Raw genomic sequence first — 23,317 nt, forward strand, 5'->3', positions numbered from 1 at the left:
GGCCTGGCACCAGCGCGACGCCCACAGACACCGAAACCTGGTCCGACACTGCGAGACGCTGACGGCAAACTCCCAGACTGCACCCTTACCCTTGATGGTTGGCAACGAATCACCTGCATGACCAACCTTTCAAGGACGGCGCTGTGACAGATCTGTACACCATTCCCCTCACCCTCAACGACGCCACCGAAACCGATTTTGGCCGGTTCAAAGGCAACGTGGTGATGGTGGTGAACGTGGCGTCAAAGTGCGGGTTCACTCCTCAGTACGGGGGCCTGGAGACGCTGTACGAGAAGTTCCGCGACCGTGGCTTCGACGTGCTCGGAGTTCCGTGCAACCAATTCGCCGGCCAGGAGCCAGGCAACGACAGCGAGATCGCCGAGTTCTGCGAGCGGAATTTTGGTGTCACCTTTGCGCTGACGGCCAAGGCCAACGTGCGTGGCAGGGATCAGCATCCGCTCTATGCGGAGCTGACCAGGTTCAAAACCAGTGTGCTGCCCGGCCTGGTGAAATGGAACTTCGAGAAGTTCCTGGTCAACCGCAAGGGTGAGGTGGTGGCACGCTTCGCGCCCACCGTTGAACCGGACTCCGCGGAGGTTATCGATGCCATCGAAATGGCACTGGCCGAATTTGACGGCCCGGCGCCCACAACCGGACTTTCCAGGCCTTAATTCTTTAGTTTTTTCCAACTTGGCCGCAACAATTTACCCACAGTTTGCCAATTGTCTGATTGGATAATAGTTACTGAAGGGTAGAAGGGAAACGCCGTTTCCCACCAACCACAGAGGCAGCAATGAAGCACATCGAGGCCGAACACCCCCGGCCACGCCACTTCCTTCTCCACCTGAGCGACCCCCACCTGTTGGGAGGTCCGGATGCCCTTTACGGCACAGTTGACAGCGAAGCCAAGCTCATTCAGCTTTTCGACGAAGTCAGGGCTTCCGGCGCGCGGCCCGAGGCCGTGATCTTCACGGGCGACCTCGCCGACCAAGGCGACCCCCAAGCCTACGCAAAGCTCCGGGCAATTGTTGATCCCGCCTGCGAAGACATGGGCGCCCAAGTCATCTGGGCGATGGGCAACCACGACAACCGCGCCAACTTCCGGACCGGGCTGCTGGACGAGCCGGCGAGCGATGCACCGGTGGATCGAAGCTACTTCATCAATGGCCTGCGCATCATCACCATGGACACCTCGGTCCCGGGCTACCACCACGGCGAGCTAAGCCCGTCACAGCTGGGGTGGCTTACCCGCCAGCTGGATACCCCTGCCCCCGACGGCACCATCCTGGCGCTCCACCATCCGCCGGTCCCGTCGATCCTGGACCTTGCAGTGCTCGTGGAACTGCGGGATCAGGCCAGCCTGGCTTCGGTGGTCCGCAACTCCGACGTCCGGACCATTCTTGCCGGGCATCTGCACTACTCGACCACCGCCACGTTTGCGGGGATTCCTGTCTCTGTTGCCTCGGCGACGTGCTACACCCAGGACCTCAACGTTGCCGTCGGCGGTACCCGCGGCCGGGACGGCGGGCAGGCCTTCAACCTGGTGCACGTCTATGAGCACACCATTGTCCACTCCGTGGTTCCGCTGGGGAACGCGGCCACCGTAGGGGAGCATGTCACCTCGGAAATGACGGCCGAGCGACTGGCCGCCGCGGGCGTCAGCATCCCTGACAGCGCGAAAGCAGGAGGCGTCAGGAAGGTATCCCTTCCGAACTTCGCTGTCTAGCCCTGCTCGGCGGCAGCGGCATGAGCCCCCACACCGGTGGACCAACGCCAGAGTGCCCGACGTTGGTTCACCCAACCTCAGTGTTCCCAGGGCGCCTTGATGGGGTAGTACTTCTCCAGGAAATCGGTCACGATCTCGGCGCGCTCGTCCGCCGGGACCTCGGGGAAGCTGCCGTCGTTGAGGCAAAAGAAGTCCATGTTCCGCTTCGCCAGCAGCTTGGGCAGGTAGTTCAGCCCGGCGCGGGCGGTGGTGTCCACGTAACGCACTTTGGCTGCGGTTTGGGTGACCGCGCGGCCTGTGAGCAGCGCGTAGTAGTGGTAGAAGGAATTGGTGACCGAGATGTTGTCGGCGGCGCGGAACCTGCTGCCCGCCGTCTTCTGGAACTCCTCCGGGAACTCACGCTCCATCCTGGCCACAACGCTGCGCCGCAGCGGGGCAGCGGTGTGCTCGAGGTGCCGCGTGGTGATCCGCCCGAAGCGGTTCCAGAGCAGCTTGCGGTTGACTCGGGCGGCGTTCTCGAAGCCACTGCGCTCGGCATCGTTATCGCCCAGCCCGATCCGGGTCTCGGCCTCGATGAACTTGGTGACGCCACCCGGCGTGAAGAACATGTCCGGGCCCACAGGCCGGCCGAAGAACATGTCGTCATTCGAGTAAAGGAAGTGCTCGGAGAGGCCCTCGATGTTGTGGAGCTGGCATTCAACGGCCTGTGAATTGTGCGTGGGCAGCACTGTGGGATCGGCGAAAAATTCCTCGCTGCGGACGATGGTCACTGACGGGTGATCGGCGAGCCACTCCGGGGCGGGGGAGTCCGTGGCGATAAAGATGCGGCGGATCCAGGGCGCGAACATGTATACCGAGCGCAGGGCGTATTTGAGTTCGTTGATCTGCCGGAAGCGGGCTTCGTTGTCGTCGCCTTCGCCGAGAACCACACCCTTCTGCTGGGCGCGGCGGGCCGCGATGTAATCGGGCGAGCTGCCGTCCACCCAGGAGAAGACCAGATCGATGTCGAAGCTGATGTCGCTGGCGTGATCTGCGAACATGTTCTCGATGGTGGGCCAGGTGTGCCCGTACCGTTCAACCGTCCCGCGGACAGCGTCCTGGGACTGCATGGTGCGGCGGGTCAGGGAGTTTTCGATCGGGAGGATCAGCTGGTCGCCCTCAAAGCTCCAGAGCTCAATCTGGACGCCGGCGGAGGAACCGAACTCGAAACCGCCGTCCGGCTCAACCCGTGGACGGTAGAGGCGGAAGATGCGGGCCTGGCGGTTGGGGGAGAGGTCCCCGTCGGCCACCAGCACGGAGGATTTCTTTTTCGCGTCCACGGTCATGGAGTAGACGGGCTCGTTGCGGCAGGCCCCCACCAGGGCTGCCCGCAGCTTCTTGCGGTCCTTCCAGTCCAGGGCGATGACCGGACGGTCGTTGTTGCCCCGGACCAGCAGGTAGTCCAGGTTTTCGCCCGCGAGGACACCACGCAGGAACAACAGGTCCTCAACCATGGCCTGGAACGGCGTCCGGTTGTGGTTGATCAGGGCATACCTGCCCTTGTGTCGGACCACGTCAGGCCGGTGTTTGAGCCGCGCCTCAGCCGCCGGAGATGTCACCTCGGCGTGGGTGCGCGGTTCTACGGACGCCTGGCCGCCGTAGTAGATCTCGTCCTGGACAGGTGCTTCTGTAATGGTTGTCTCCGTCGCGGGTAAATGGTAAGCGTTCTTACCTGAATAATAGCGCGACCCCCAAAATGGCAGGCCCCAAACGGGCTCCGCCGGCCGGGAACGGGATCAGCTGGCCATTGCCTCCCGCCAGCTGCGCAGGAAAGCTCCGCCGGCGTCGTCGTGAATGACATCTTCCCCGAGCCCCAGATCGGTGGCCGTCAACACGTCATAGGGTTTGACCGGAACGCCGTCCGCCGGGCGGACATCAACGTGCTTCACGGAATGGTCATTATGGTGCAGCCAGTCCGCCATCGCGTAGTCCGTGCGGGAATCACCCACGGTCCGCCAGGCCTGCGGCGTGATGCCCTGCGCTGCCAGCAACTCCACCGCGCGGCTGGCGCCGAGGTCCTTGCCCAGCCGCACCGACTCAATATCGGTGGAAATGATGGTGGGATCGACGCGGTAGTCCACATCGTCGTCGGAATTCGGTGCGTGGTGCTCCAGCCGGACCACGCCCATGCCGTGGCGGATCATCAGGTCCATGGCATCGGAGTCGAAAAGCTTCTGCTCGGCCAGGTAATCGGCGGAGGGCACCTCGATGTGCTGCTCAACGGACACCATGGCGCGCTTCGTCTCGTCAAAAAACATGTGCTTGGCGTAGTCCTCGGCCACGAGCCGGCGGATGTCATCGCCGTAAGCTTTGGGCATGGCAAGGTCGTGATCAACGTGGATGGGGCCGGGCCCGGCAGCGGTGTAGCTGAACCACACGGCGCCCTTCTCGCAAATGGCGTGGATGACCGTCCCAGCGGGAATACCGGCGGCGATCATCGGTGCCATGACCTGCTCCCGGATGAAGGCATCGGAGCGGCCGGTATTGAAAACAACTGGAATCCCGGCGCTGGCCAGCGCCACGAGATCGGCAATGATGCCCGGTTTCACGTCGCGGGTCACGGGGCTGGCCACGGGTCCGTCGACGTCGAGCAGGAGGGCCAGGGGAGGGGTGGACGGCAGGCGGACGCCGGGCGTGGTGCCGGCAGGAAATTCGGGTGCAGTCATGGCTCCATTGTGTCAGCCGGAGGCCCCCGGTCCTGCGCCGGCGGTGCAATGTCCGCTGCATGTGACAGTTTGGCTACAACCTTGGGATGCTGCGGGCCGGACACTTCTCTTGGGGCGCCAAGCTGCCTAGGGTGGCATGGTGATATTCAAAGCTGTAGGCGAGGGACGCCCGTATCCCGATCATGGTTTCAACACGCCCAAACAGTGGGCATCGCTGCCGCCGCGCCCTGTCCGTCTGGACGAACTGGTGACCACCAAGCGGACGCTGGACCTGGAAGCGCTCCTGGCTGAAGATTCCACCTTTTTCGGCGACCTCTTTCCCCACGTGGTGCAGTACCAGGGAATCCTGTACCTGGAGGACGGCCTGCACCGCGCCGTCCGGACAGCCCTGCACCAGCGGACCGCCATCCACGCCCGCGTGCTGGTCATAGATGGCTAGGAAGCCCAGGGACGCCAGCGTCCTGCACGGGCACCACGTAGTCACCGGCCCCGAACTGCGGGCCACCTTTGAAGCTGCCGGCGACCCCGACAATCCGGTGCGGCTGCGACGCCGAGTGGTGCATGGAGTGGTCCTGGTGTTGCTGCTGGGCCTCATTACCGGCGCCATCATCGTTGCGCTGGCCATCATGAACGGGCATCTTAAGCTTCCGACGACGGCGGGCAGCGATGAGCCCCGGGCCAGCTGTCCCGGGGCCACCTTTGACTACACTCCCAACGATAAAATCAACCTCAACGTCTACAACTCCACCAGCCGTCCCGGGCTGGCCCGCTCCGTGGCGGATGAGCTGCTGGTCCGGAAATTTGTGGTGGGGGCCGTGGCCAACACGGAGGCCGGCTTCCGCGGCGTGGCTGCGGTGGTGTCCGGGGCTGCCGGGCAGTCTGCCGCCTTCAGCGTCCAGCGGAACCTGCCGGGCTCCGACTACTTCCAGGATGGCCGGACGGACGCCAGTGTCGACGTCATACTTGCCAGCGACTACCGGGAGCTCGCCGCCGCGGACCGCGTGGACCAGACGCCGGGGAAGCTCAGCTGCCCGCGTGAAAGCCGAAGGATCGCCGACGATGCCAAGTGGCCGGTTATTCCGACGGCCGGCCCGTGACCTGTTGCCGTTGCTCTATCACGTCTGGTCGCTAAACAAGGCGGATGACGACCGTAGGTGTTAGAGCAACCCAGGGGTTTACGGCAAGGGGAGGCTGACGCGCAGGGGTGCGCCGTCGTGGTCGAACCTTGCTCCGGCGCCCAGTTGGATGAACCGCACGGTGCGGGCGACCCGGGCCTCAAGGTCGGCGGGCTCGTTGCTGCCGCGTGCGGCGCTGGAGGAGAGTGTGCCGTGGATGAGCTGAGCCTGCTGGCCGATGTCCGCTTGCGGCAGGTACCCCTGCGCCATGCCGTCCCGGAGGATGCCCTGCAGCAAAACGCTGAGTTCACCCACGTGGCCGGCCAGTTTGGCAAAGGACGACGGCGACAGTACCGCCGCCATCGCCGGTCCGGGCGGGAGGTGGCGGCGGCTGAGGTCCTCCACCTGGGTGCGCACGTACAGGGCCAACCGTTCGACGGGGTTCTCGAGAGTGTTCAGTGACTCACGCAGCTCGGCCAGGAACCGCTCGGTCTCATCCAGGGCGTAGGAGATCAGCAGCTCTTCGATGTCTGCGTAATAGTTATAGACCGCGGTGCGCCCCACCCCGGCATGCCGGGCGACGTCTGTCATGGTCAGTCCGGGCAGGCCGTGGGTGAACAGGAGTTCCCCGAACGCCGTCAGGACCCGGCGTTGCGTCTCGGCACGTTGCGCGGCATTGTTGGCCGCCGAAATCCTGGGCATGCAGACACTTTACCGCGAAGTGTCAGTAAACTCCTCGCTCCGGCCCCTGTGTAGTCCCGGATCGTTCAGACCGCGCAGCCTTCAGGGCCGCAGGCCTCGCCGGAGTTGCCGTTCGCGGCGTTGACCAGAACCAGCGGGTTTGTCTCCTGCCAGGCCTGGTGCAGCGCCGCAGTGAACGTTTCGGCCGGCTGGGCACCAGAAAGGCCGAACTTGCGGTCAATCACGAAGAACGGCACGCCCGTGATGCCCAGGGCACGGGCTTCCTCGAAATCAAAACGGACATCGTCGGCGTATTTGTCCGTGGTGAAGAGTTCGGCGACTGCATCGGTGCTGAGCCCCAGCTCCTGGCCCAAAGCCGTGAGATATTCGGCGCTGCCGATGTCCTGGCCGTGCTCGAAGTGGTCGCTCAGCAGGCGTTCCTTCGCGACATCCTGCTGACCGTGCTCGGCCGCGAGATGGATCAGGCGGTGTGCGGTGAAGCTGTTGGCCACCACCACCTGGTCGAACCGGTAGTCCAGGCCCTCGCCCTTGGCCTGCTCGGTGACGTGCTCAAACATCTGCGAGACCTGCGCCGGAGCCATGCCCTTTCGCGTGCTCAGGTACTTCAGCTCCGTGCCGTCATAGTGCTCGGGGAGGGCGGGGTCCAGCTGGTAGCTGCGCCACGTCACCTCCACCGCGTCGCGGTGCGGGAACTCGGCCAGGGCGGCCTCGAACCGGCGCTTGCCGATGTAGCACCACGGACACGCGACGTCTGACCAGATCTCAATCTTCATGCTTGCCATAACTGTGCAGGTCAGGCGCCCATTCCCCGCGGGCAGTGTCGGATTTGTCACACAGGGGCTTGAAATGGGGCCCTCGCGGGGCGATAGTCGGAACTACGGGTTAAGCAGAGGCCGTTCGGAATACACCATCGCCAGGTCTGGGGGCGTGGCATGTGATCCTCGCGGAGGACAATCATGCGGATAGGACTTGTTGCAGCACCATGGATTCCGGTTCCCCCAATCGGATATGGGGGCATAGAGAGGGTTGTTGACTCTCTTGCGCGGGGATTCATCGCGGCCGGGCACGAGGTGTTGTTGGCCGCGGCTTCGGACAGCACGTGTCCGGCATCCCTGGTACCAGGCATGAGGCCTTCAAGACCTGCTGAACTGGGGTTCACGCTGTCTGAGCTCAGCCATGTCGTCAGGGCCTATGAAGGCCTGGGCAACGTGGACATCATCCACGACCACACCCTGGCCGGGCCACTGATGGCCCGGCGGAAGTGCAACGCCCCCGTGGTGACCACCATTCACGGCCCCCTCATCCCGGCGTCGGCCGATTTATACCGGGCCATGGCCACCGACACGGCCATCGTCGGGATCTCACGTGACCAGGCCTCCAGCATGCCCGATGTCCCGATAACACGCGTGATTCATCACGGAATGGACGTCGCTGCCGTACCGATCGGTTCAGGGAAAGGCGGCTACGCCTGTTTTGTCGGCAGGATTTGCCCGGACAAAGGGATCCTTGAAGCCATCCATATCGCCCGCAGGGCCGGAATTCCGCTGCGTATTGCGGCCAAGATGCGCGCGCCTGACGAGATCGAGTATTTCCGCTCCGTCATCGAGCCGCTCCTGGGCTCCAACGAGGATTTCCTGGGCGAAGTGGGGGACGCGGACAAGTATCAGCTTATGGGCGAAGCGATGGCGTTCCTGAATCCCATCCAATGGTCCGAGCCGTTTGGGCTGGTGATGATTGAATCCCTCTCAACAGGCACTCCAGTGGTGGGAACGCCGATCGGATCCGCACCGGAGATTGTGGACCATGGAAGGACAGGTTACCTGGGGCCGACGGATCAACTGCACACCCTGCTTCCCCTCGCCGCAGGGCTGGACAGGGCACACTGCCGGGACCGGGCCCTCAATCTGTTCAGCACCGAAAGGATGGTGGGCAGCCACCTGGACCTCTATGCAAAACTGCTGGAAACGAGTCAGCTTTCCGGGGTTCCGGATGCTTCCCATGTAGGCCAGAATCAGACAGGGAGAGCACTTATCCGGGCGTCGGAACCGGGCCCGGTCTCCAGCGGGCGGTCATGAGGGAGGAGAACATCCATGACTGCATGGAATGCCGACACCGAGGCTGATGTTGGCGGGGCTGAGGCCATAACGGTGGTGGAAGGGTCTTCCTTCTGTATCTCCACCCGGAGCGGCGACATCAGTTCCGACGGTGAAACGAACGGCGCGTTTTACCGGGACACCCGGATTGTGTCCCGGTGGATGCTGCGCATCAACGGCGCGCTCCGCGAGCCACTGGTGGCTCAACGGCCGAATTCCTACGAGGCCACGTTCGTGGGCCGCGCCCAGTGGCCCGGCGGCAGGTTCGACAGTCCCCTGGTGGTCCGCCAGGTCCGTCATATCGGACCCGGCCTGCAGGATGACATCACCCTCGAAAACTATTCCGCCGAAGCCGTGGAGTGCGATATCGAACTGTTGGTTGACGCCGACCAGGCCGACCTCTTCGACGTCAAGGGCGGGCGGATTCCGCAGGGCGGGCGGGTGAGCCGAACGGTCAGCGACGGAGGGCTGCTGATCGAGGCCCTCCGTAACGGCCAGCAGCGCGGCTCCGCCATCCGCGCCGCCGGCGCCGAAATCTCCACCGGGATGCTTCGCTTCCACGCGACCATTCCGGCGCGCGGCGAGTGGTCCACCAGCGTGATTGTGGTCCCGCTCGTCAACGGTGTGGGACCCGCGGCGCCGTTCACGGAAGAGGGGCAACCGCGCGGACGCGTCGGCGTTCAGCGGCACTTGGCATGGGAAGAACATATTCCCCGCATCAGCGCCGCGGACGGCAAGATCGAGGCCACCCTGCGCCGCAGCCAAAGCGATCTGGGGTCCCTGCGGATTTTCGACGCCGAGCACCCGGACCGTGCGGCCGTGGCCGCGGGGGCGCCCTGGTTCATGGCACTCTTTGGCCGGGATTCGCTGCTGTCCTCCTACATGTCCCTGCTTGTTGATCCCACGTTGGCGGCCGGAACGCTGCAGACGCTGGCAACCCTTCAGGGCACGAAGGTGGATCCGGAATCCGAGGAAGAGCCAGGCCGCATCCCGCACGAGGTTCGGCTGGGCGTGACGGCCGGGCTGTCCCTGGGCGGATCCGCCTATTACGGCACCGTGGACGCCACCCCGCTCTTTGTCAGCCTTCTGGGAGAGCTGAGCCGCTGGGGACTGGCGGAAGACATCATCGATTCGCTGATTCCCCATGCCGACCGTGCCCTTGACTGGATTGAAACGTACGGCGACCGCGACGGCGATGGCTTTGTGGAATACCTTCGCCCCAACCAGCACGGTCTCATCAACCAGGGCTGGAAGGACTCCTGGGACGGGATCAACTTTGCCGACGGGCGGATCGCCGAACCGCCCACTGCCCTGTGCGAGGTCCAGGGCTACGTCTACGCCGCCTATGTGGGACGATCCCTGCTGGCCCGCTGGGCCGGGGATGCTGAAACAGAGCGCCACTGGGCCGATCGGGCAATTGCCCTGAAGGAGGCTTTCAACGAGAAGTTCTGGCTGCCGGACAAGGGATACTTCGCCATCGCGCTGGACAAGGACAAGACCCCCGTTGACGCATGTACTTCAAACATGGGCCACTGCCTGTGGGTGGGCATCGTTGACGAGGAAAAGGCCCCGGCAGTGGCGGAGCGCCTGATGTCCCCCGAACTGTTCAGCGGCTGGGGGATCCGCACGCTGGCTTCGGACATGGGCGCCTACAACCCCGTCAGCTATCACAACGGATCGGTGTGGCCGCACGATACGGCGATCGTGGCCACAGGGCTGATGCGCTATGGATTTGTTGATGAGGCCATGGAAATCGCCAGCGGGATCCTGGACGCCGCCGAACACTTCGACGGCCGGTTGCCGGAGCTGTTCTGCGGGTTTGATCGGTCCGACTTCCACGGCCCTGTCCCGTACCCCACGGCATGCTCGCCCCAGGCCTGGGCCGCTGCAGCCCCCATTCAACTTGCCCGGATCCTGCTGCGCTTCGATCCGGACTTCACGCGCAACGTGGTCCATCTGGCACCGATCCTCCCGGAGGAAATCGGGGACTTCAGGGCCGAGAACGTCCTGCTGGGGACTTCGCGTGTGGCCATCAGCGCGCGCGGGAGGGAGGGCCGCATCGACGGCCTCCCAGCGCGGCTGAAGCTGCTGAAGGAACCGCGTCCGCCCCTCGACGAACGCCTGGGCGGACGGGCCGGCGACTAGCGGCAGGTTTCCCGGGGGACGCTTAGGGTACGGCACGCTCCAGGACGAAGTCATGCTCCACGGTGCTCCCCAGCCGGAAGGACTTGCTGCCCACCTTGCGGAAGCCGCACTTTTCATAGAAACGGATGGCCCGCGCGTTCTGGCTGTTCACGCCCAGCCACACCCCGGCCGCGCCCGCCTCTGCCGCCGCAAGGAGGCTGGCGTGCATCAGTTCAGCGGCGGCGCCCAGGCCGTGATGGTCGGGGTGGACGTAGCATTTGCTGAGCTCCAGGGAGGGCAGGACCTTCAGCGCCGATGCCACATCCGCGTCCTCCGCCGGCCGGTTGACGAGCAGGCTGTAGCCGTGGAGCGCGCCGTCGGCGTCGATGACCACGATGGTGACATCAGCGTCCGCCAGGTACTCCCGGAAGTGCCGTTCGCTGAGCGTGTTGGCCACGTGAGCGGCAATGTCCTCCGGTGACGACGACGGCGGGCAGGCCAGCGGGAAGGTGACTGCCGCCAGTCCGGCGAGCGGGCCGGCGTCGTCCGTTATGGCCTTTCGGATCGTGTGGGTCATGCAGGGATTCTACGTGCGCCTCCTAGTCCTTGGTGCTGAAGGCGGCGTCGAAGGAGGTGTTCGACGGCGGGAAGTCGTACTTTTTCAGTGCTGCGAGGGCTTCGGGGGCGCCGTGGAGGCGGTCCATGCCGGCGTCTTCCCATTCGATGGAGATGGGGCCGTTGTAGCCGATCGCGGTGAGGGCGCGGAAGGACGATTCCCAGGGGACGTCGCCTCGGCCGGCGGAGACGAAGTCCCAGCCGCGGCGGGGGTCGCCCCAGGGCAGGTGGGAGCCCATGACGGTGTTCCGGCCGGTGGGGCGGAGCTTGGTGTCCTTGCAGTCGACGTGGTAGATCCGGTCCTTGAAGTCCCAGATGAAGGAGACGGGGTCGATGCCCTGCCACATGAAGTGGGACGGGTCCCAGTTCAGGCCGAACGCTTTACGGTGGCCGATCGCTTCGAGGGTGCGCACGGTGGTCCAGTAGTCGTAGGCGATCTCGGAGGGGTGGACTTCGTGGGCGAAGCGGACGCCGCATTCGTCGAAGACGTCCAGGATGGGGTTCCAGCGGTCCGCGAAGTCCTGGTAGCCGGCCTCGATCACTGCGGCGGGCACGGGCGGGAACATGGCCACGTACTGCCAGATGGAGGAGCCGGTAAATCCGACGACGGTGTCCACACCGAGGGCCTTGGCCAGCCGGGCGGTGTGTTTCATTTCCTCGGCGGCGCGTTGGCGGACGCCTTCGGGATCTCCGTCGCCCCAGACCTTCGCGCCCACGATCGCTTCGTGGCGGAAGTCGATGGGGTCATCGCACACGGCCTGGCCCTTGAGGTGGTTGGAGATGGCCCAGACCTTGAGGTTGTATTTGGCCAGGACGGCGAGCTTGGAGTCGACGTAGCCGGGTTCGTCCCAGCGCCAGGCGTCCAGGTGGTCCCCGGAGACGGCGATTTCCAGGCCGTCGTAGCCCCAGCCGGAGGCCATGCGCGCGACTTCCTCGAACGGGAGGTCGGCCCACTGGCCGGTGAACAGGGTATAGGGGCGGGACATGTCAGGCTCCTTCAGAGGCAGCGGTCAGGGCTGTCGGCGTGCCGGCCGGGGCGCTGGCCAGTTGGATGATGGAACTTTTCGCGGCGGCGGACTCTTCAATGGCGTTCAGGATCCGCTGGACGGTGAGGCCGTCCTCGAACGACGGCGAGGGCGGGGTTCCGGTGCTGATGGCGGTCAGGAAGTCGCGGATTTCGTGGGTGAATGTGTGCTCCCAGCCGATGATGTGGCCCTGCGGCCACCACGCGTCAACGTACGGGTGCTCGGGCTCGCTGACCAGGATCCGGCGGAAGCCCTGCTCGCGGGCAGGCCCGGTGGCGTCCAGGAAACCCAGTTCGTTGAGGTTCTCCAGATCGAAAAGGATGGCGCCTTTGTCGCCATAGATTTCCAGCTTGAGGGAGTTCTTCTGGCCGGTGGCCACCCTGGATACTTCCACCGAGGCGATTGCCCCTGAAGCGAGCGTCAGCGTGGCCCAGGCGGCGTCGTCGACCGTTACTTCCTCCTGACCGGCCGCTCCTGGACGGTGCGTGGTGAACGTGTGGGTCCGGCCGGACACTTCGGTGACCTGGTCCCCGAGCAGGAACAGCACCTGGTCGATCGCGTGGGAAGCGATGTCCCCGAGCGCCCCCGAGCCCGCTGTCTCCTTTTTGAGCCGCACGTGCTTGCCCGCTTCGAGGGCGGCGATCGCGATCTTGGCGTGCAGCCAGCCCGGGGCGCAAATGTCAACGATGTCGATGTCATCGCGTTCGATGACCGTCCGCCAGTCTGTGGACGTTTCAGTCCAGCCGTACTTCCCGGCGGCCTCGGCAACCCCGGCGGCGTCCCGGCCCACCAGGACCTTCTGCTCAAACGCCGGGACATCGAAGAAACTGGCAACATTCCGCCAGGCATTCGAGTGGGCCTTGCCCATAAACGCATAGCCGATCATGGCCACGCCCAGCGGGCGGGCTTTTTGGGAGTTCATGGTTGTTCCTAAAGGGTGGATGCGGTGGGGTCCCAGTCCTCAGCGAGAGCCGGGGAGACGGGGGCGGAGCTTTCGACGTCCACAAAGGTCCCGGAATCCATGGATTCCGAAATTGAGACCATAGTGTCCAGCACGTGGTAGGCCAGGGTGCCGGTGGCGCGGTGCGGAACTCCGGCTCGGATGGACCGGGCCATGTCCAGGACCCCCATCCCGCGGCCCTGGCTGGGCCCGGCGGCAGGGATGACCGTCCACTCCTCGTCGCCAGCGCGCCACAGACGGATGTCGCCGTCGAAGTTGTTCGGGTCCGGCAGGGAAATGGTGGCTTCGGTGCCGGTGATCTCCACGAACCCCGCGCGCGGGCGCGGTGACTCGAAGGAGAAAATGCTCTGCGAGGAAGCTCCGCTTTCAAACTGTGCCACCGCTGAAACGTGGGTGGGGACCTCAACGGTGAATTCTTCGCCGGCTTTGGGCCCGGTGCCGATGACACGGACTTCCCTGGCCTTGGAGCCGACGGCGGCGACCTTTTGGATGGAGCCGAAGGTCTGGACCAGCGTGGTGAGGTAGTACGGGCCCATGTCGAAGAGGGGGCCGGCGCCTTGCTGGAACAGGAATGCCGGGTTGGGGTGCCAGGCTTCCGGTCCCGGGACCTGGAACATCGTCGTGGCGGTCAGCGGGGTGCCGATCTCGCCGCGTTCAATCAGCCGACGCGCGGTCTGGAGTCCGGCTCCGAGGAAGGTATCCGGCGCGCAGCCCAGGCGGAGGCCTGCGGCGTCTGCCGCCTTGAGCAGGCCGAGTCCGGATTCGCGGTCCAGTGAGAAGGGCTTCTCGGTCCAGACGTGCTTGCCGGCGTTGACAGCCGCCGTGGCCACCTCCACGTGGGCGGCGGGGATGGTCAGGTTGACGATGATTTCGACGTCGGGGTGGTTCAGGGCCGCATCCACGCCGCCCCATTCGGCGATCCCGTATTCCTTCGCCCGCGCTTCTGCGGCTTCCTCGAAGAGGTCGGCGATGAGATGGACCATGAGGTCCGGAAACGTGGTGAGGTTGTCCAGGTACTGCTTGCTGATGTTTCCGGCGCCGATGACGGCTACTCCAACCGGGCCGCGGCGGGTCGATGCTGCGTGGCTCATGCGAGTGCTCCGGCCGTGCCGGTGCCCTGTGCGGCATTGAGGTAGGCGAGGCTCTCGGCGATGCCTTCGAAGATGTCTCCTGCATAGTCGTCGAACTCCACCACGCCCACTTCCAGGGATTTTGCGGCGGCGATGACGTCCAGAACCGGGACTTTGCCCTGACCCGCCGGCTGCTGCGCCTTGGTGTCGGTGTTCAGCGGTCCGTCCTTGATGTGGATGAACTTCACCCGGTCGCCCAGGCGCTCCAGCACCGCCACCGGGTCCTGGCCACCCACGGCAACCCAGTAGGTGTCCACTTCGAGGACCAGTTCGGGGTCCAGGAGGTCCGCGAAGTACTCCAGCGCAGTGCGGCCTTCGATGGTCGATTCAAGTTCCCACGCGTGGTTGTGGTAACCCACGCGTATGCCGTGCTCGGCGCCCTTCTTGGCTGCTGCATTGAGTTTGGCTGCGGTGGCCTGGATGTCCCCGGCGGACTGCCAGTGCTCGGCTGGAAGGTAGGGGTCGATCACGGTGGTGATGCCCAGTTCTTTGGCTGCCGCGAAGATTTCCTCCTGGTCCTGGCTGAGGAGCGGAGCGTGTCCGGACGGGGCGGTGAGGCCGTTTTCCTTCAGGGCGGCGCCGAGTTCCTTGGCCGTGGCCACGAAGTTATATGGCTCAACCTGGGTGAAGCCCATCTCCGCGACTTTGCGGATAGTGCCGGGCAGATCCTCCTGGATGGCGTTGCGCAAGGTGTAAAGCTGGATCGAGTAGGACATCGTGTTTCCTTTGCGGGAGTTGACGGTTCTGGAAGACAAGTTGGTTCTGAGGCTAGCGGCCGGCGAGGGATCCGCCTATGCCGCCCACGCTGAAGTACTTGTTCAGCGTGGCGAAGACGATGACCGGCGGGAGCATCATGACCACGGCAAGGGCCATGACGGAGGTCCAGTCGGTTGCGTTCTGCTGGAAGAAGGACTGGACGCCCATGGGGAGGGTGAATATCTCGTTGGAGCGAAGGAAGACGATGGCCGCGAGGTAGTCGTTCCAGGAGGCCTCCTCGAGGCTGATGGGCCGAACGGGCCAAAGACAGTGGTTTTCCCTGCTTGCCGCAGCTGGGAGGTCGCCGAGCCGGCGTGCACGTAGGAGGGGGTGAAGTCGATCTTGAGTGCAGCGTCGTCACCGATGGCTTCGAACTCCCAGGCCGGCTCCCATGTGGCGTTCATCGCCGCCCGCAGTTCGATGGTGACGTGGCCTGCCCGGAGGGAGATCATGTAGCCGAAGGGCTTGACGATCTCGGCGTGGAGCAGTTCCACGGCCGCAAAATCGGGGGTGAATCGCCGCACCAAGGGAAGGTCATGGATAGCCAGGCCCATCACTCCGCCGGTGAACATCGCCTTGATGACCTCCGGATCGGTGCTGTCACGCGCCAGCATGGGGGTGCGCCCCACGATCTCGGTGGCGAAGTCCTCGAACCTGGGATTGGGTGGCAGGACGATGGAGGACCTGATGGTGTGCACCTGTTCCGGCAGGTCGCCCCACGCGGCCTCAGCCGCGAGCCAGCCCGGATCGAAGGTGTGCATTGCTCCGACGATGATGGGGGTCCTGGTTTCAGAGGCCGAGATTCTGGCGGCCTCGTCGCCGCTCATGGCAAACGGCTTCTCGCACAGCACTGCCTTTTTGCCTGCACGGCAGGCCGCGATGACCTGGGCGGCATGGTATTGGTGCGGGCTGCAGATGGCCACCACATCCACCGAAGGGTCCGCGAGCAGTTCCTCCATGCTGGTGCTGAAGGTTGCTCCCACCCTGTTCGCCACGGATTCCGCAACTGCAGGATCAACGTCCATGATGTGTCGGACTTCGAGGATGTCCTGCAGCCGGGCGGCTCGCCCAGGACGTTGCCGACGGAACATGCCACCGGACGGCCGGTCAAACCGCCCATCATGCCGGGCTGGGACGGGTTCGACGTGGTCCGCTATGTGCAGCGCTCGCTGCCGGTGCCGGTGCTGGTGGACAACGACGTGAACATTATGGCCCTAGGTGAACGGACCGCCCACTGGCCCGGGGACGTGAACTTCCTCTTCGTCAAGGTCGCCACGGGCATCGGTGCCGGCATTATCAGCAGCGGCCAGCTCCAGCGCGGCGCCAACGGAACCGCCGGCGATCTGGGCCACGTGCGCGTTTCGCGTGGTGACAACGTGTTGTGCCGGTGCGGCAATTATGGCTGTCTGGAGGCGCTGGCATCGGGGCCGGCCGTGGCTGCGAACCTTAGCAGTCAGGGTGTGCCGGCGCGCAAAGGCAGCGACGTGCTGCGGCTGGTCGGCGAGGGAAATCCGCAGGCCGTCCAGGCTTTGCGCCAGGCGGGCCGGGACGTGGGCGACGTGCTGGCCACCGTGGTCAACCTGCTCAACCCCTCCGTCATCGTCATAGGCGGGAGCCTTGGCCAGGCAGGAGAGCACCTGATGGCCGGAATCCGGGAAGTGGTCTATCGGCGGTCCTTGCCGCTGGCAACCAGCCACCTGCGGATCGCCCTGTCCGTGGCCGGGGACCAGGCGGCGATTCTTGGTGCGAGCCAGATGGTCACGCAGTATGTGTTGTCGCCTGCGGCCATGGAGTTAACGCTCCAAGCGGCCGGCTAACCGCCGTTGGGGCCGGTCGGTGTGAACTTCATCGTATGCCAGGGCGCCATGACGCTGCCTGCAGCTTCCGGCACAACACGGCGTGGTAGCAATGGAAGTGATGAAATCCTTTCTAGGACGGCGCTGATTAATCCGGCACTTTAAGGCGCGCCTCCGGGCGGATTCCCGGGGATGGTTAAGACTTGGTGCGTGCAGGGTCGTGATGATGGTCAGCGTCAGCTTTTGGATGTCGGTGCTCTGGCAGGGCATATGCTCCCGGCCGGGTCGGTGTTCAGGTTCCTCGCCGAGCACCGGCACGAACTGTTCCCCGATGAGGCCTTCGCGGACCTGTTCGTCTCCGGACGCGGCCGCCCCTCGACCCCGGCGGACGTGATCGCTTCGGTCATGGTCCTGCAGACCCTCCATAATCTCTCCGACCGCGAAACCGCCGAGGCATTGACGTTTGACCTGAGGTGGAAGGCGGCGTGCGGGTTCGGCCTGGATCAGGGCGCGTTCCATCCGACGGTGTTGACGTATTGGCGTCGGCGCCTGGCGAAAAGTGACCGTCCGCACCGTATTTTCGAGGCCGTCACCCAGGTCATCGCCGGCTCGGGTGCGCTCTCCGGGCGCAGGCGCCGGGCCATTGATTCGACAATCCTTGAAGACGCTGTGGCCCGGCAGGACACGGTCACCCAGCTGATCGCGCAGATCCGCCGGGTCGGCCGGGAAATCCCCGGCGCGGACCTGGTGGTGACGGGTCTGGCCGGCCATGATTACTCCAAACCGGGAAAACCGGACATCGCCTGGGATGACAAGGGTGCCCGCGATGATCTCGTGTCGGCGCTGGTCACCGACGCCCTGACCCTGCTGGGCAGTATCGATGCCGAATCCCTGGACGAGGCGCAGCAGGAAACACTTGCACTCCTGGCCTTGGTCGCAGGGCAGGACGTCGAGCCGGCCGAAGGCTCCGACGGCACGGACGGTCGGTGGAGGATCGCCCGCAAGGTCGCCCCGGACCGGGTCATCTCCACCGTTGACCCGGACGCCCGGCACGCGCATAAGAGCCGGCAGAAGAAGATCGACGGGTTCAAAAGCCACGTCGTGATCGAGCCCGAGACCGGCCTGGTCACCGCCGCGGCCCTGACGAAAGCGGCCGGGCCGGAGAACAGCGACGCGGCCCGCGGTGCCGAACTCGTCGCCGCCGACACGAGCATCGGAACGCAACAGGCCCAGGTGCTGGGCGATTCCGCCTACGGCAGCGGCGAGCTGCTGGCCGCTCTCACGGCCGCCGGGCACACCCCGGTCATCAAACCGATGCCGCTGGGCCGTGCCGTCCCCGACGGGTTCACTGTCGATGACTTCACCATCGACTATGCCGCGAACACGGTGACCTGCCCGGCGAAGATCACCCGTGCGATCAGTGCGAAAGGACGGGTAAGTTTTGGTGGAGCCTGCGCATCGTGCCCGCTGATGAGCCGGTGCACGACGGCGAAGAACGGGCGGAAAATGCAGATCCACCCGCACGACCGGCTCCGCCGAGAACACCGGGCCAAGGCTACTGACCCGGAGTTCCTGGCGGACTACCGGCAACACCGGCCGATGGTCGAGCGCTCGATCGCGTGGATGACCCGCGGAGCCAGACGCGTCCCTTACCGCGGGGTCACCAAGAATAATGCTTGGTGGATGACCCGTGCTGCCGGAATCAACCTCAAACGACTCCTCAACCTTGGATTGACCGGCCAGAACGGGGCGTGGGCGCTTGGATAAGACCCCGGACCAGGACCGCCACGGAGAGAACGGCCTGAACAGCCGCCAGAGACCCCGCGGAGTGCCCAAGACTGGCGACGGACCAGGATTTCAGCCCCGCAGCGCCCCAACCGACGTCCGGCTCCGGCACAAAAAATGGCCCTCCGGAAAACCCGGGCGTCCTAGATCCGCCTAAATCAGCAGGCTCCTAGCCACCGCGGAAACCTCATGAGCGGACAATTCCTGGCCAAAGTTCCCAAGGCCTGGATCCTCCTGGCCTGCATCGGACTTCTGGCGCTGAACCTGCGCGGGCCTTTCGTTGCTGTTGCCCCGGTGGTTGACCTGATGCAGGCCGACCTCGGATTTACCCCCGTGATGCTGGGCCTGCTGACCAGCATCCCGGTGCTGTGCTTCGCGCTCGCAGCATCGCTGGCGTCACTGACCACAAGGAAACTCGGCGCGGAGTTCGCCGTCTCCCTCACCATCCTTGGCGTCCTGGCAGGCGTGATTGTGCGCTCGGCAGGCGGCCCGGGACCGGTGGTGGTGGGCACGGTGATGATCGGCCTGGCCATCACGGTGGGCAACATCGCAGTGCCGTTGATTATCCGCCGCGACTTCTCCCCGTTGCGCCAAGGGACCGCCATGGGCGTGTACACAGCGGCGTTGAATATCGGCTCATTCCTGACATCGATGGTCACGGCGCCCCTGGCCGAGCTGGCCGGGTGGCGGGTGGCTCTGGCCTCCGTGGGCATCCTGGCCGTGATTGCCATCGTTTTCTGGACCCTCGCAGTGGGCGCCCGCACCGCGTTTGTGCCCTCCCGCGCCGCAGTGCCCGGCGGCCATGATCACCCTGCCGTCAAGGGCTCCGGCTGGATTACCGCCGGGCTCACCGCAGGCTTCGCCGGACAGGCTTTTTCCTACTACGCAGTGACGGCGTGGCTGCCGAGCTACCTCAACGACGAGCTTGGCATGTCCGCTTCGGAGGCCGGGGCAGGGTCATCGCTGTTCCAGATCTTCGCCATTGTTGGCGGCCTGGGAGTACCGTTCGCAGCCAAGTATCTCAGTACGACGACGACGGCAGTCACCGTGGGCACACTGTGGACGGCCGTGCCGGCCGGGCTGTTGCTGGCGCCGGAGCTGTGGTGGCTGTGGTCCACCTTCGGCGGCATCGCGCAGGGCGGCGGGATCACGCTGATCTTCATCGCCATCATCAAGCTGGCCCGGGACCAGCTGTCCGCGGGCCGGATGTCCGCCACGGTCCAGGGGCTCGGTTACTGCTTCGGTGCGGTAGCCCCGCCGCTGGTGGGGTTTGTGCACGACACTTCGGGCTCGTGGACCCCGGCATTGCTGGTGATCCTGGGGTCCGTGCTTATTTTCTTCGTCAGCACAACCCTGGCCGTGCGGCTGGTGCCGAAAGGACGCTGACGCGTCCGCCGTCGTACGTTCCCTCCCCTGCTGATTTAGCAACGCTCTCTCACTTAACGCAGCTTAACGACCGACGCTCTCTCACTATCTTGAGGATAGTGAGAGAGCGCCGGCGGGTCACACGGGGTGTTCCGTCGCCGGGCCGGCGCCCCGGATCTCGGGGATGCCTGTTGCGAAGGGCGTGCCTGCCCGGCAGACGGAAATCTATTCAGTAGCCTGCCGCAGCCTAGGCTGCGGAAAGCTCCTCTTTGGTTGCCTTTTCGCGGGCCTCGGTGAGGTAGCGGGCGTAGGCGGGGAGGGTCAGGAAGGACGGGAAGTCGGGGCTGAGGGTGACTTCCTCGAAGATGTCGCGGGAGTCTTCGAAGCGGTCGCCGTCGAAGCGTTCCAAGCGTGCGAACTCTTCGTCGAGCAGTTCCTCGATCCACTGGTGGGTGATGATTTCGCCGCGGTCGGTAATAGCGCTGGCGAACATCCACTGCCAGATCTGGGAGCGGGAGATTTCCGCGGTGGCGGCGTCCTCCATGAGGTTGTGGATGGCGACGGCGCCGTTCCCGCGGAGCCAGGACTCGATGTAGCGAATGCCTACCTCGATGTTGTTCCGGATGCCCTGCTCGGTGATGGTGCCCTCGGTGGCGGCCACGTTGATGAGAGCTCGGTCATCGGGGATGACGTCCTCACGGGTGCGGTCCAGCTGGTTGGGACGCTCGCCGAGAGTGGCATCGAAGACTTCGCGGCAGACCGGAACCAGGTCCGGGTGGGCCACCCAGGAGCCATCGAAGCCATCGCTGGCCTCGCGGGTCTTGTCGGCACGGACTTTCTCGAACGCGTTGGTGTTGGCGGCCTCGTCCTTGCGGTTGGGGACGGCAGCGGCCATACCGCCGATGGCCATGGCGCCGCGCTTGTGGCAGGCACGGACCAGCTGTTCGGTGTAGGCACGCATGAACGGCTGCGTCATGGTCACCTGGGCGCGGTCCGGCAGGACGAACCGGGGGCCGCGGGTACGGAAATTCTTGATCAGGGAGAAAATGTAGTCCCACCGGCCGGCGTTCAGGCCCGACGCGTGATCACGCAGTTCGTAGAGGATCTCCTCCATTTCGAACGCCGCGGTGATGGTCTCGATCAGCACAGTGGCGCGGATGGTGCCCTGCGGGATGCCCAACAGGTCCTGGGCGAGGATAAAGATGTCATTCCACAGCCGTGCCTCGAGGTGGTTCTCGATCTTGGGCAGGTAGAAGTACGGGCCCTTGCCCTGGGCCAGGAGGCGGCGGGCGTTGTGGAAGAAGAACAGGCCGAAGTCCACGATGCCGCCGGCCACGGGAGCGCCGTCGATGATCATGTGCTTCTCGGGCAGGTGCCAGCCGCGGGGGCGCACCACGATGGTGGGCAGCTCGCCGGCCGGGCGGAGCTTGTATTCCTTGCCCTCAGGACTCGTGAAGTCGATCCGGCGTTCCAGCGCGTCGGTGAGGTTAAGCTGGCCCTTGATGACGTTCCGCCACGTGGGGGTGGAGGAGTCCTCCATGTCCGCGAGCCACACCTTCGCGCCGGAGTTCAGCGCATTGATGGTCATTTTCTTGTCCACCGGACCGGTGATCTCCACCCGGCGGTCCTCCAGGCCAGGGGCCGGGGGAGCGACGCGCCACGACGGGTCGTTTCGGATGTCCTCGGTTTCGCGGAGGAACCTGGGGTCCTGGCCGGCGGCGATCTCGGCCCGGCGGGTCCGGCGTGCCTGCAGCAGTTCCTGCCGGCGCTCGGCCGTGGCCCGGTGCAGCTTGGCGACAAACTCCAGTGCATCCGGAGTGAGAACCTCGTCCTGCCGGCAAACAGGCTGCGCGGTCAAAGTGATCCCGTTGATGGTGAAGCTGTCAGTGAAGCTGTTCATTTCAATCTCCTGGAGCTGTGCCCAAACTGGGTAGCACTAAGTGTCGTTGTGAGCCTCCAAAACGACACTTAGTGCTACTTACTTGGGGAAAATTTAGTGGAACTGGCCTTCTTCGGTGGATCCCACCAGTGCCAGGGTTGATGCGTTCGGGTTGAGCGCAGTTGCGATGTCGTCGAAGTAGCCGGTGCCGACTTCGCGCTGGTGCTTTGTCGCGGTGTAGCCGCGGGACTCGGAGGCGAATTCCTTCTCCTGCAGCTCGACGTAGGCGCTCATGCCTTCACGGGCGTAACCGTGGGCGAGATCGAACATCGAGTAGTTCAGGGCGTGGAAGCCGGCCAGGGTGATGAACTGGAACGTGAAGCCCATGGCGCCGAGTTCACGCTGGAACTTGGCGATGGTGGCGTCGTCCAGGTGCTTGCGCCAGTTGAACGACGGCGAGCAGTTGTAGGAGAGCATCTGGTCCGGGAAGTCAGCCTTGACGGCCTCGGCGAACTTGCGGGCAAGCTCCAGGTCCGGGGTGCCCGTCTCCATCCAGATGAGGTCGGAGTACGGGGCGTAGGCCTTGGCGCGGGCGATGCAGGGTTCGATGCCGTTGCGGACCTTGTAGAAGCCTTCCGGGGTACGTTCGCCGGTGACGAATTCCTTGTCGCGGGGATCGACGTCGGAGGTGATCAGGGTGGCTGCCTCGGCGTCGGTGCGGGCGATGACCACCGAAGGGGTGCCTGCGACGTCGGCCGCCAGGCGGGCGGCGTTCAGGGTGCGGACGTGCTGCTGGGTGGGGATGAGCACCTTGCCGCCGAGGTGGCCGCACTTCTTCTCTGAGGCGAGCTGGTCTTCCCAGTGCACACCCGACGCGCCGGCCTGGATCATGGATTTCATGAGCTCGTAGGCGTTCAGCGGGCCGCCGAAGCCGGCCTCGGCGTCGGCAACGATCGGCACCATCCAGTCCTCAACAGTCTGGATGCCTTCGGAGAATTCAATCTGGTCGGCACGGAGAAGCGCGTTGTTGATGCGGCGCACCACTGTGGGAACCGAGTTGGCCGGGTACAGCGACTGGTCCGGGTAGGTGTGGCCGGAGTTGTTGGCATCGGCGGCAACCTGCCAGCCGGAGAGATAGATGGCGCGGAGGCCGGCCTTGACCTGCTGCACGGCCTGGTTGCCGGTCAGGGCGCCCAGTGCGTTGGTGTACCCGCCGGTCTTGTGCTCTTCCGTGAGCTGCTTCCACAGCTTCTCGGAACCGCGGCGGGCCAGCGTGTGTTCCTCGGAGACACGGCCGCGGAGCTTGACGACATCCGTTGCCTTGTAGTCACGGGTCACACCTTCCCAGCGGGGATTGGCGGCCCACTCGAGCTCCAGGGCGGCGGCCTGCTCTTCGGGCGTCTGCTGGGTGGGCTCAAATGCTGCAGTCATCGTTGTCTCCTTGATTGAGCTCCGGGTGGTTATCTGCCGGCCGGAGCTGCTTCGTTGCAGTTCCGGCCGGCTACCCCGGTGCGGTGTTTCTTTCCGTGATTACTACTTT

At 64.9% G+C, this 23,317-nt stretch carries 19 protein-coding genes and 3 pseudogenes; 9 read left to right on the forward strand and 13 right to left on the reverse strand.

The features are described from left to right. Positions 1-143: 143 nt before the first annotated feature. Positions 144-671, forward strand: coding sequence for a glutathione peroxidase (locus FYJ92_RS02520; RefSeq protein WP_185262463.1), 528 nt, complete (start codon positions 144-146; stop codon positions 669-671). A gap of 122 nt (positions 672-793) precedes the next feature. Beyond that, on the forward strand, positions 794-1,726 hold the full coding sequence (locus FYJ92_RS02525) for a phosphodiesterase (protein WP_185262464.1): 933 nt from the start codon (positions 794-796) through the stop codon (positions 1,724-1,726). A gap of 77 nt (positions 1,727-1,803) precedes the next feature. Here FYJ92_RS02525 and FYJ92_RS02530 read toward each other — a convergent pair whose 3' ends face one another. Together FYJ92_RS02530 and FYJ92_RS02535 are read right to left on the reverse strand one after the other, a co-directional pair. Beyond that, positions 1,804-3,219, reverse strand: a complete 1,416-nt coding sequence (locus FYJ92_RS02530) for a stealth family protein (protein ID WP_370526243.1) — start codon at positions 3,217-3,219, stop codon at positions 1,804-1,806. Positions 3,220-3,501: 282 nt separating this feature from the next. Continuing rightward, a complete protein-coding gene (locus tag FYJ92_RS02535; RefSeq protein WP_185262465.1) occupies positions 3,502-4,431 on the reverse strand; it encodes a hypothetical protein in 930 nt (309 codons plus the stop codon). Between the two features lie 139 nt (positions 4,432-4,570). Between FYJ92_RS02535 and FYJ92_RS02540 the strand changes: the two genes are divergently transcribed. Further along, on the forward strand, positions 4,571-4,870 hold the full coding sequence (locus FYJ92_RS02540; protein WP_181577293.1) for a type II toxin-antitoxin system VapB family antitoxin: 300 nt from the start codon (positions 4,571-4,573) through the stop codon (positions 4,868-4,870). Continuing rightward, on the forward strand, positions 4,863-5,528 hold the full coding sequence (locus FYJ92_RS02545) for a LytR C-terminal domain-containing protein (RefSeq protein WP_185262466.1): 666 nt from the start codon (positions 4,863-4,865) through the stop codon (positions 5,526-5,528). The genes FYJ92_RS02540 and FYJ92_RS02545 overlap by 8 nt, the downstream gene beginning before the upstream one ends. A 78-nt stretch (positions 5,529-5,606) precedes the next feature. Here the strand turns inward: FYJ92_RS02545 and FYJ92_RS02550 are convergent, their stop codons facing one another. Beyond that, positions 5,607-6,248 (reverse strand): TetR/AcrR family transcriptional regulator, encoded by a 642-nt coding sequence (locus tag FYJ92_RS02550; protein ID WP_185262467.1) that lies wholly within the window; start codon positions 6,246-6,248, stop codon positions 5,607-5,609. 65 nt (positions 6,249-6,313) lie between these two features. Next, on the reverse strand, positions 6,314-7,021 hold the full coding sequence (locus FYJ92_RS02555) for a DsbA family oxidoreductase (RefSeq protein ID WP_185262468.1): 708 nt from the start codon (positions 7,019-7,021) through the stop codon (positions 6,314-6,316). A gap of 183 nt (positions 7,022-7,204) precedes the next feature. On the opposite strand from FYJ92_RS02555, the gene FYJ92_RS02560 reads away from it, so the two are divergent. Both FYJ92_RS02560 and FYJ92_RS02565 read left to right on the forward strand, forming a co-directional pair. After that, on the forward strand, positions 7,205-8,323 hold the full coding sequence (locus tag FYJ92_RS02560; protein WP_185262469.1) for a glycosyltransferase family 4 protein: 1,119 nt from the start codon (positions 7,205-7,207) through the stop codon (positions 8,321-8,323). A 15-nt stretch (positions 8,324-8,338) separates the two neighbouring features. Further along, positions 8,339-10,486, forward strand: a complete 2,148-nt coding sequence (locus tag FYJ92_RS02565; protein WP_185262470.1) for an amylo-alpha-1,6-glucosidase — start codon at positions 8,339-8,341, stop codon at positions 10,484-10,486. Between the two features lie 22 nt (positions 10,487-10,508). Here the strand turns inward: FYJ92_RS02565 and FYJ92_RS02570 are convergent, their stop codons facing one another. The 7 genes and pseudogenes from FYJ92_RS02570 to FYJ92_RS19265 form a co-directional block, all read right to left on the reverse strand. Next, on the reverse strand, positions 10,509-11,042 hold the full coding sequence (locus FYJ92_RS02570; protein WP_185262471.1) for a GNAT family N-acetyltransferase: 534 nt from the start codon (positions 11,040-11,042) through the stop codon (positions 10,509-10,511). A 22-nt stretch (positions 11,043-11,064) separates the two neighbouring features. Further along, the gene (locus FYJ92_RS02575) at positions 11,065-12,066 is read right to left on the reverse strand and encodes a sugar phosphate isomerase/epimerase (protein ID WP_185262472.1); all 1,002 of its coding nucleotides are present in this window, start codon (positions 12,064-12,066) and stop codon (positions 11,065-11,067) included. Between the two features lies 1 nt (position 12,067). Then, positions 12,068-13,027, reverse strand: a complete 960-nt coding sequence (locus FYJ92_RS02580; RefSeq protein ID WP_255482268.1) for a Gfo/Idh/MocA family protein — start codon at positions 13,025-13,027, stop codon at positions 12,068-12,070. A gap of 8 nt (positions 13,028-13,035) precedes the next feature. Further along, positions 13,036-14,157: a Gfo/Idh/MocA family protein gene (locus FYJ92_RS02585; protein WP_185262473.1), complete on the reverse strand. Its 1,122-nt coding sequence runs from the start codon at positions 14,155-14,157 to the stop codon at positions 13,036-13,038. Then, a complete protein-coding gene (locus FYJ92_RS02590; RefSeq protein WP_185262474.1) occupies positions 14,154-14,912 on the reverse strand; it encodes a sugar phosphate isomerase/epimerase in 759 nt (252 codons plus the stop codon). Before FYJ92_RS02590 ends, FYJ92_RS02585 begins: the two co-directional genes overlap by 4 nt. 52 nt (positions 14,913-14,964) lie before the next feature. After that, a pseudogene (locus FYJ92_RS19260) lies at positions 14,965-15,183 on the reverse strand (carbohydrate ABC transporter permease); the annotation flags it as partial. A 602-nt stretch (positions 15,184-15,785) separates the two neighbouring features. Further along, positions 15,786-16,043: pseudogene (locus FYJ92_RS19265) on the reverse strand (Gfo/Idh/MocA family protein); the annotation flags it as partial. Between FYJ92_RS19265 and FYJ92_RS02605 the strand changes: the two are divergent. The 3 genes and pseudogenes from FYJ92_RS02605 to FYJ92_RS02615 all read left to right on the forward strand — a co-directional run. Beyond that, a pseudogene (locus tag FYJ92_RS02605) lies at positions 16,032-16,769 on the forward strand (ROK family protein); the annotation flags it as partial. The pseudogenes FYJ92_RS19265 and FYJ92_RS02605 sit on opposite strands and share 12 nt — an antisense overlap. A gap of 189 nt (positions 16,770-16,958) precedes the next feature. Further along, complete coding sequence (locus tag FYJ92_RS02610; RefSeq protein WP_185260994.1) at positions 16,959-18,515, forward strand: IS1182 family transposase; 1,557 nt, start codon at positions 16,959-16,961, stop codon at positions 18,513-18,515. Between the two features lie 207 nt (positions 18,516-18,722). Next, positions 18,723-19,919: a CynX/NimT family MFS transporter gene (locus FYJ92_RS02615; protein WP_185262475.1), complete on the forward strand. Its 1,197-nt coding sequence runs from the start codon at positions 18,723-18,725 to the stop codon at positions 19,917-19,919. Between the two features lie 226 nt (positions 19,920-20,145). Here the strand turns inward: FYJ92_RS02615 and aceB are convergent, their stop codons facing one another. Both aceB and aceA read right to left on the reverse strand, forming a co-directional pair. Further along, a complete protein-coding gene (gene aceB / locus FYJ92_RS02620; protein ID WP_185262476.1) occupies positions 20,146-21,798 on the reverse strand; it encodes a malate synthase A in 1,653 nt (550 codons plus the stop codon). Positions 21,799-21,891: 93 nt separating this feature from the next. Continuing rightward, positions 21,892-23,208: an isocitrate lyase gene (aceA, locus tag FYJ92_RS02625; RefSeq protein ID WP_185262477.1), complete on the reverse strand. Its 1,317-nt coding sequence runs from the start codon at positions 23,206-23,208 to the stop codon at positions 21,892-21,894. Positions 23,209-23,317 lie beyond the last annotated feature (109 nt).

The sequence above is a fragment of the Pseudarthrobacter sp. NBSH8 genome, from assembly GCF_014217545.1.
GTDB lineage: Bacteria > Actinomycetota > Actinomycetes > Actinomycetales > Micrococcaceae > Arthrobacter.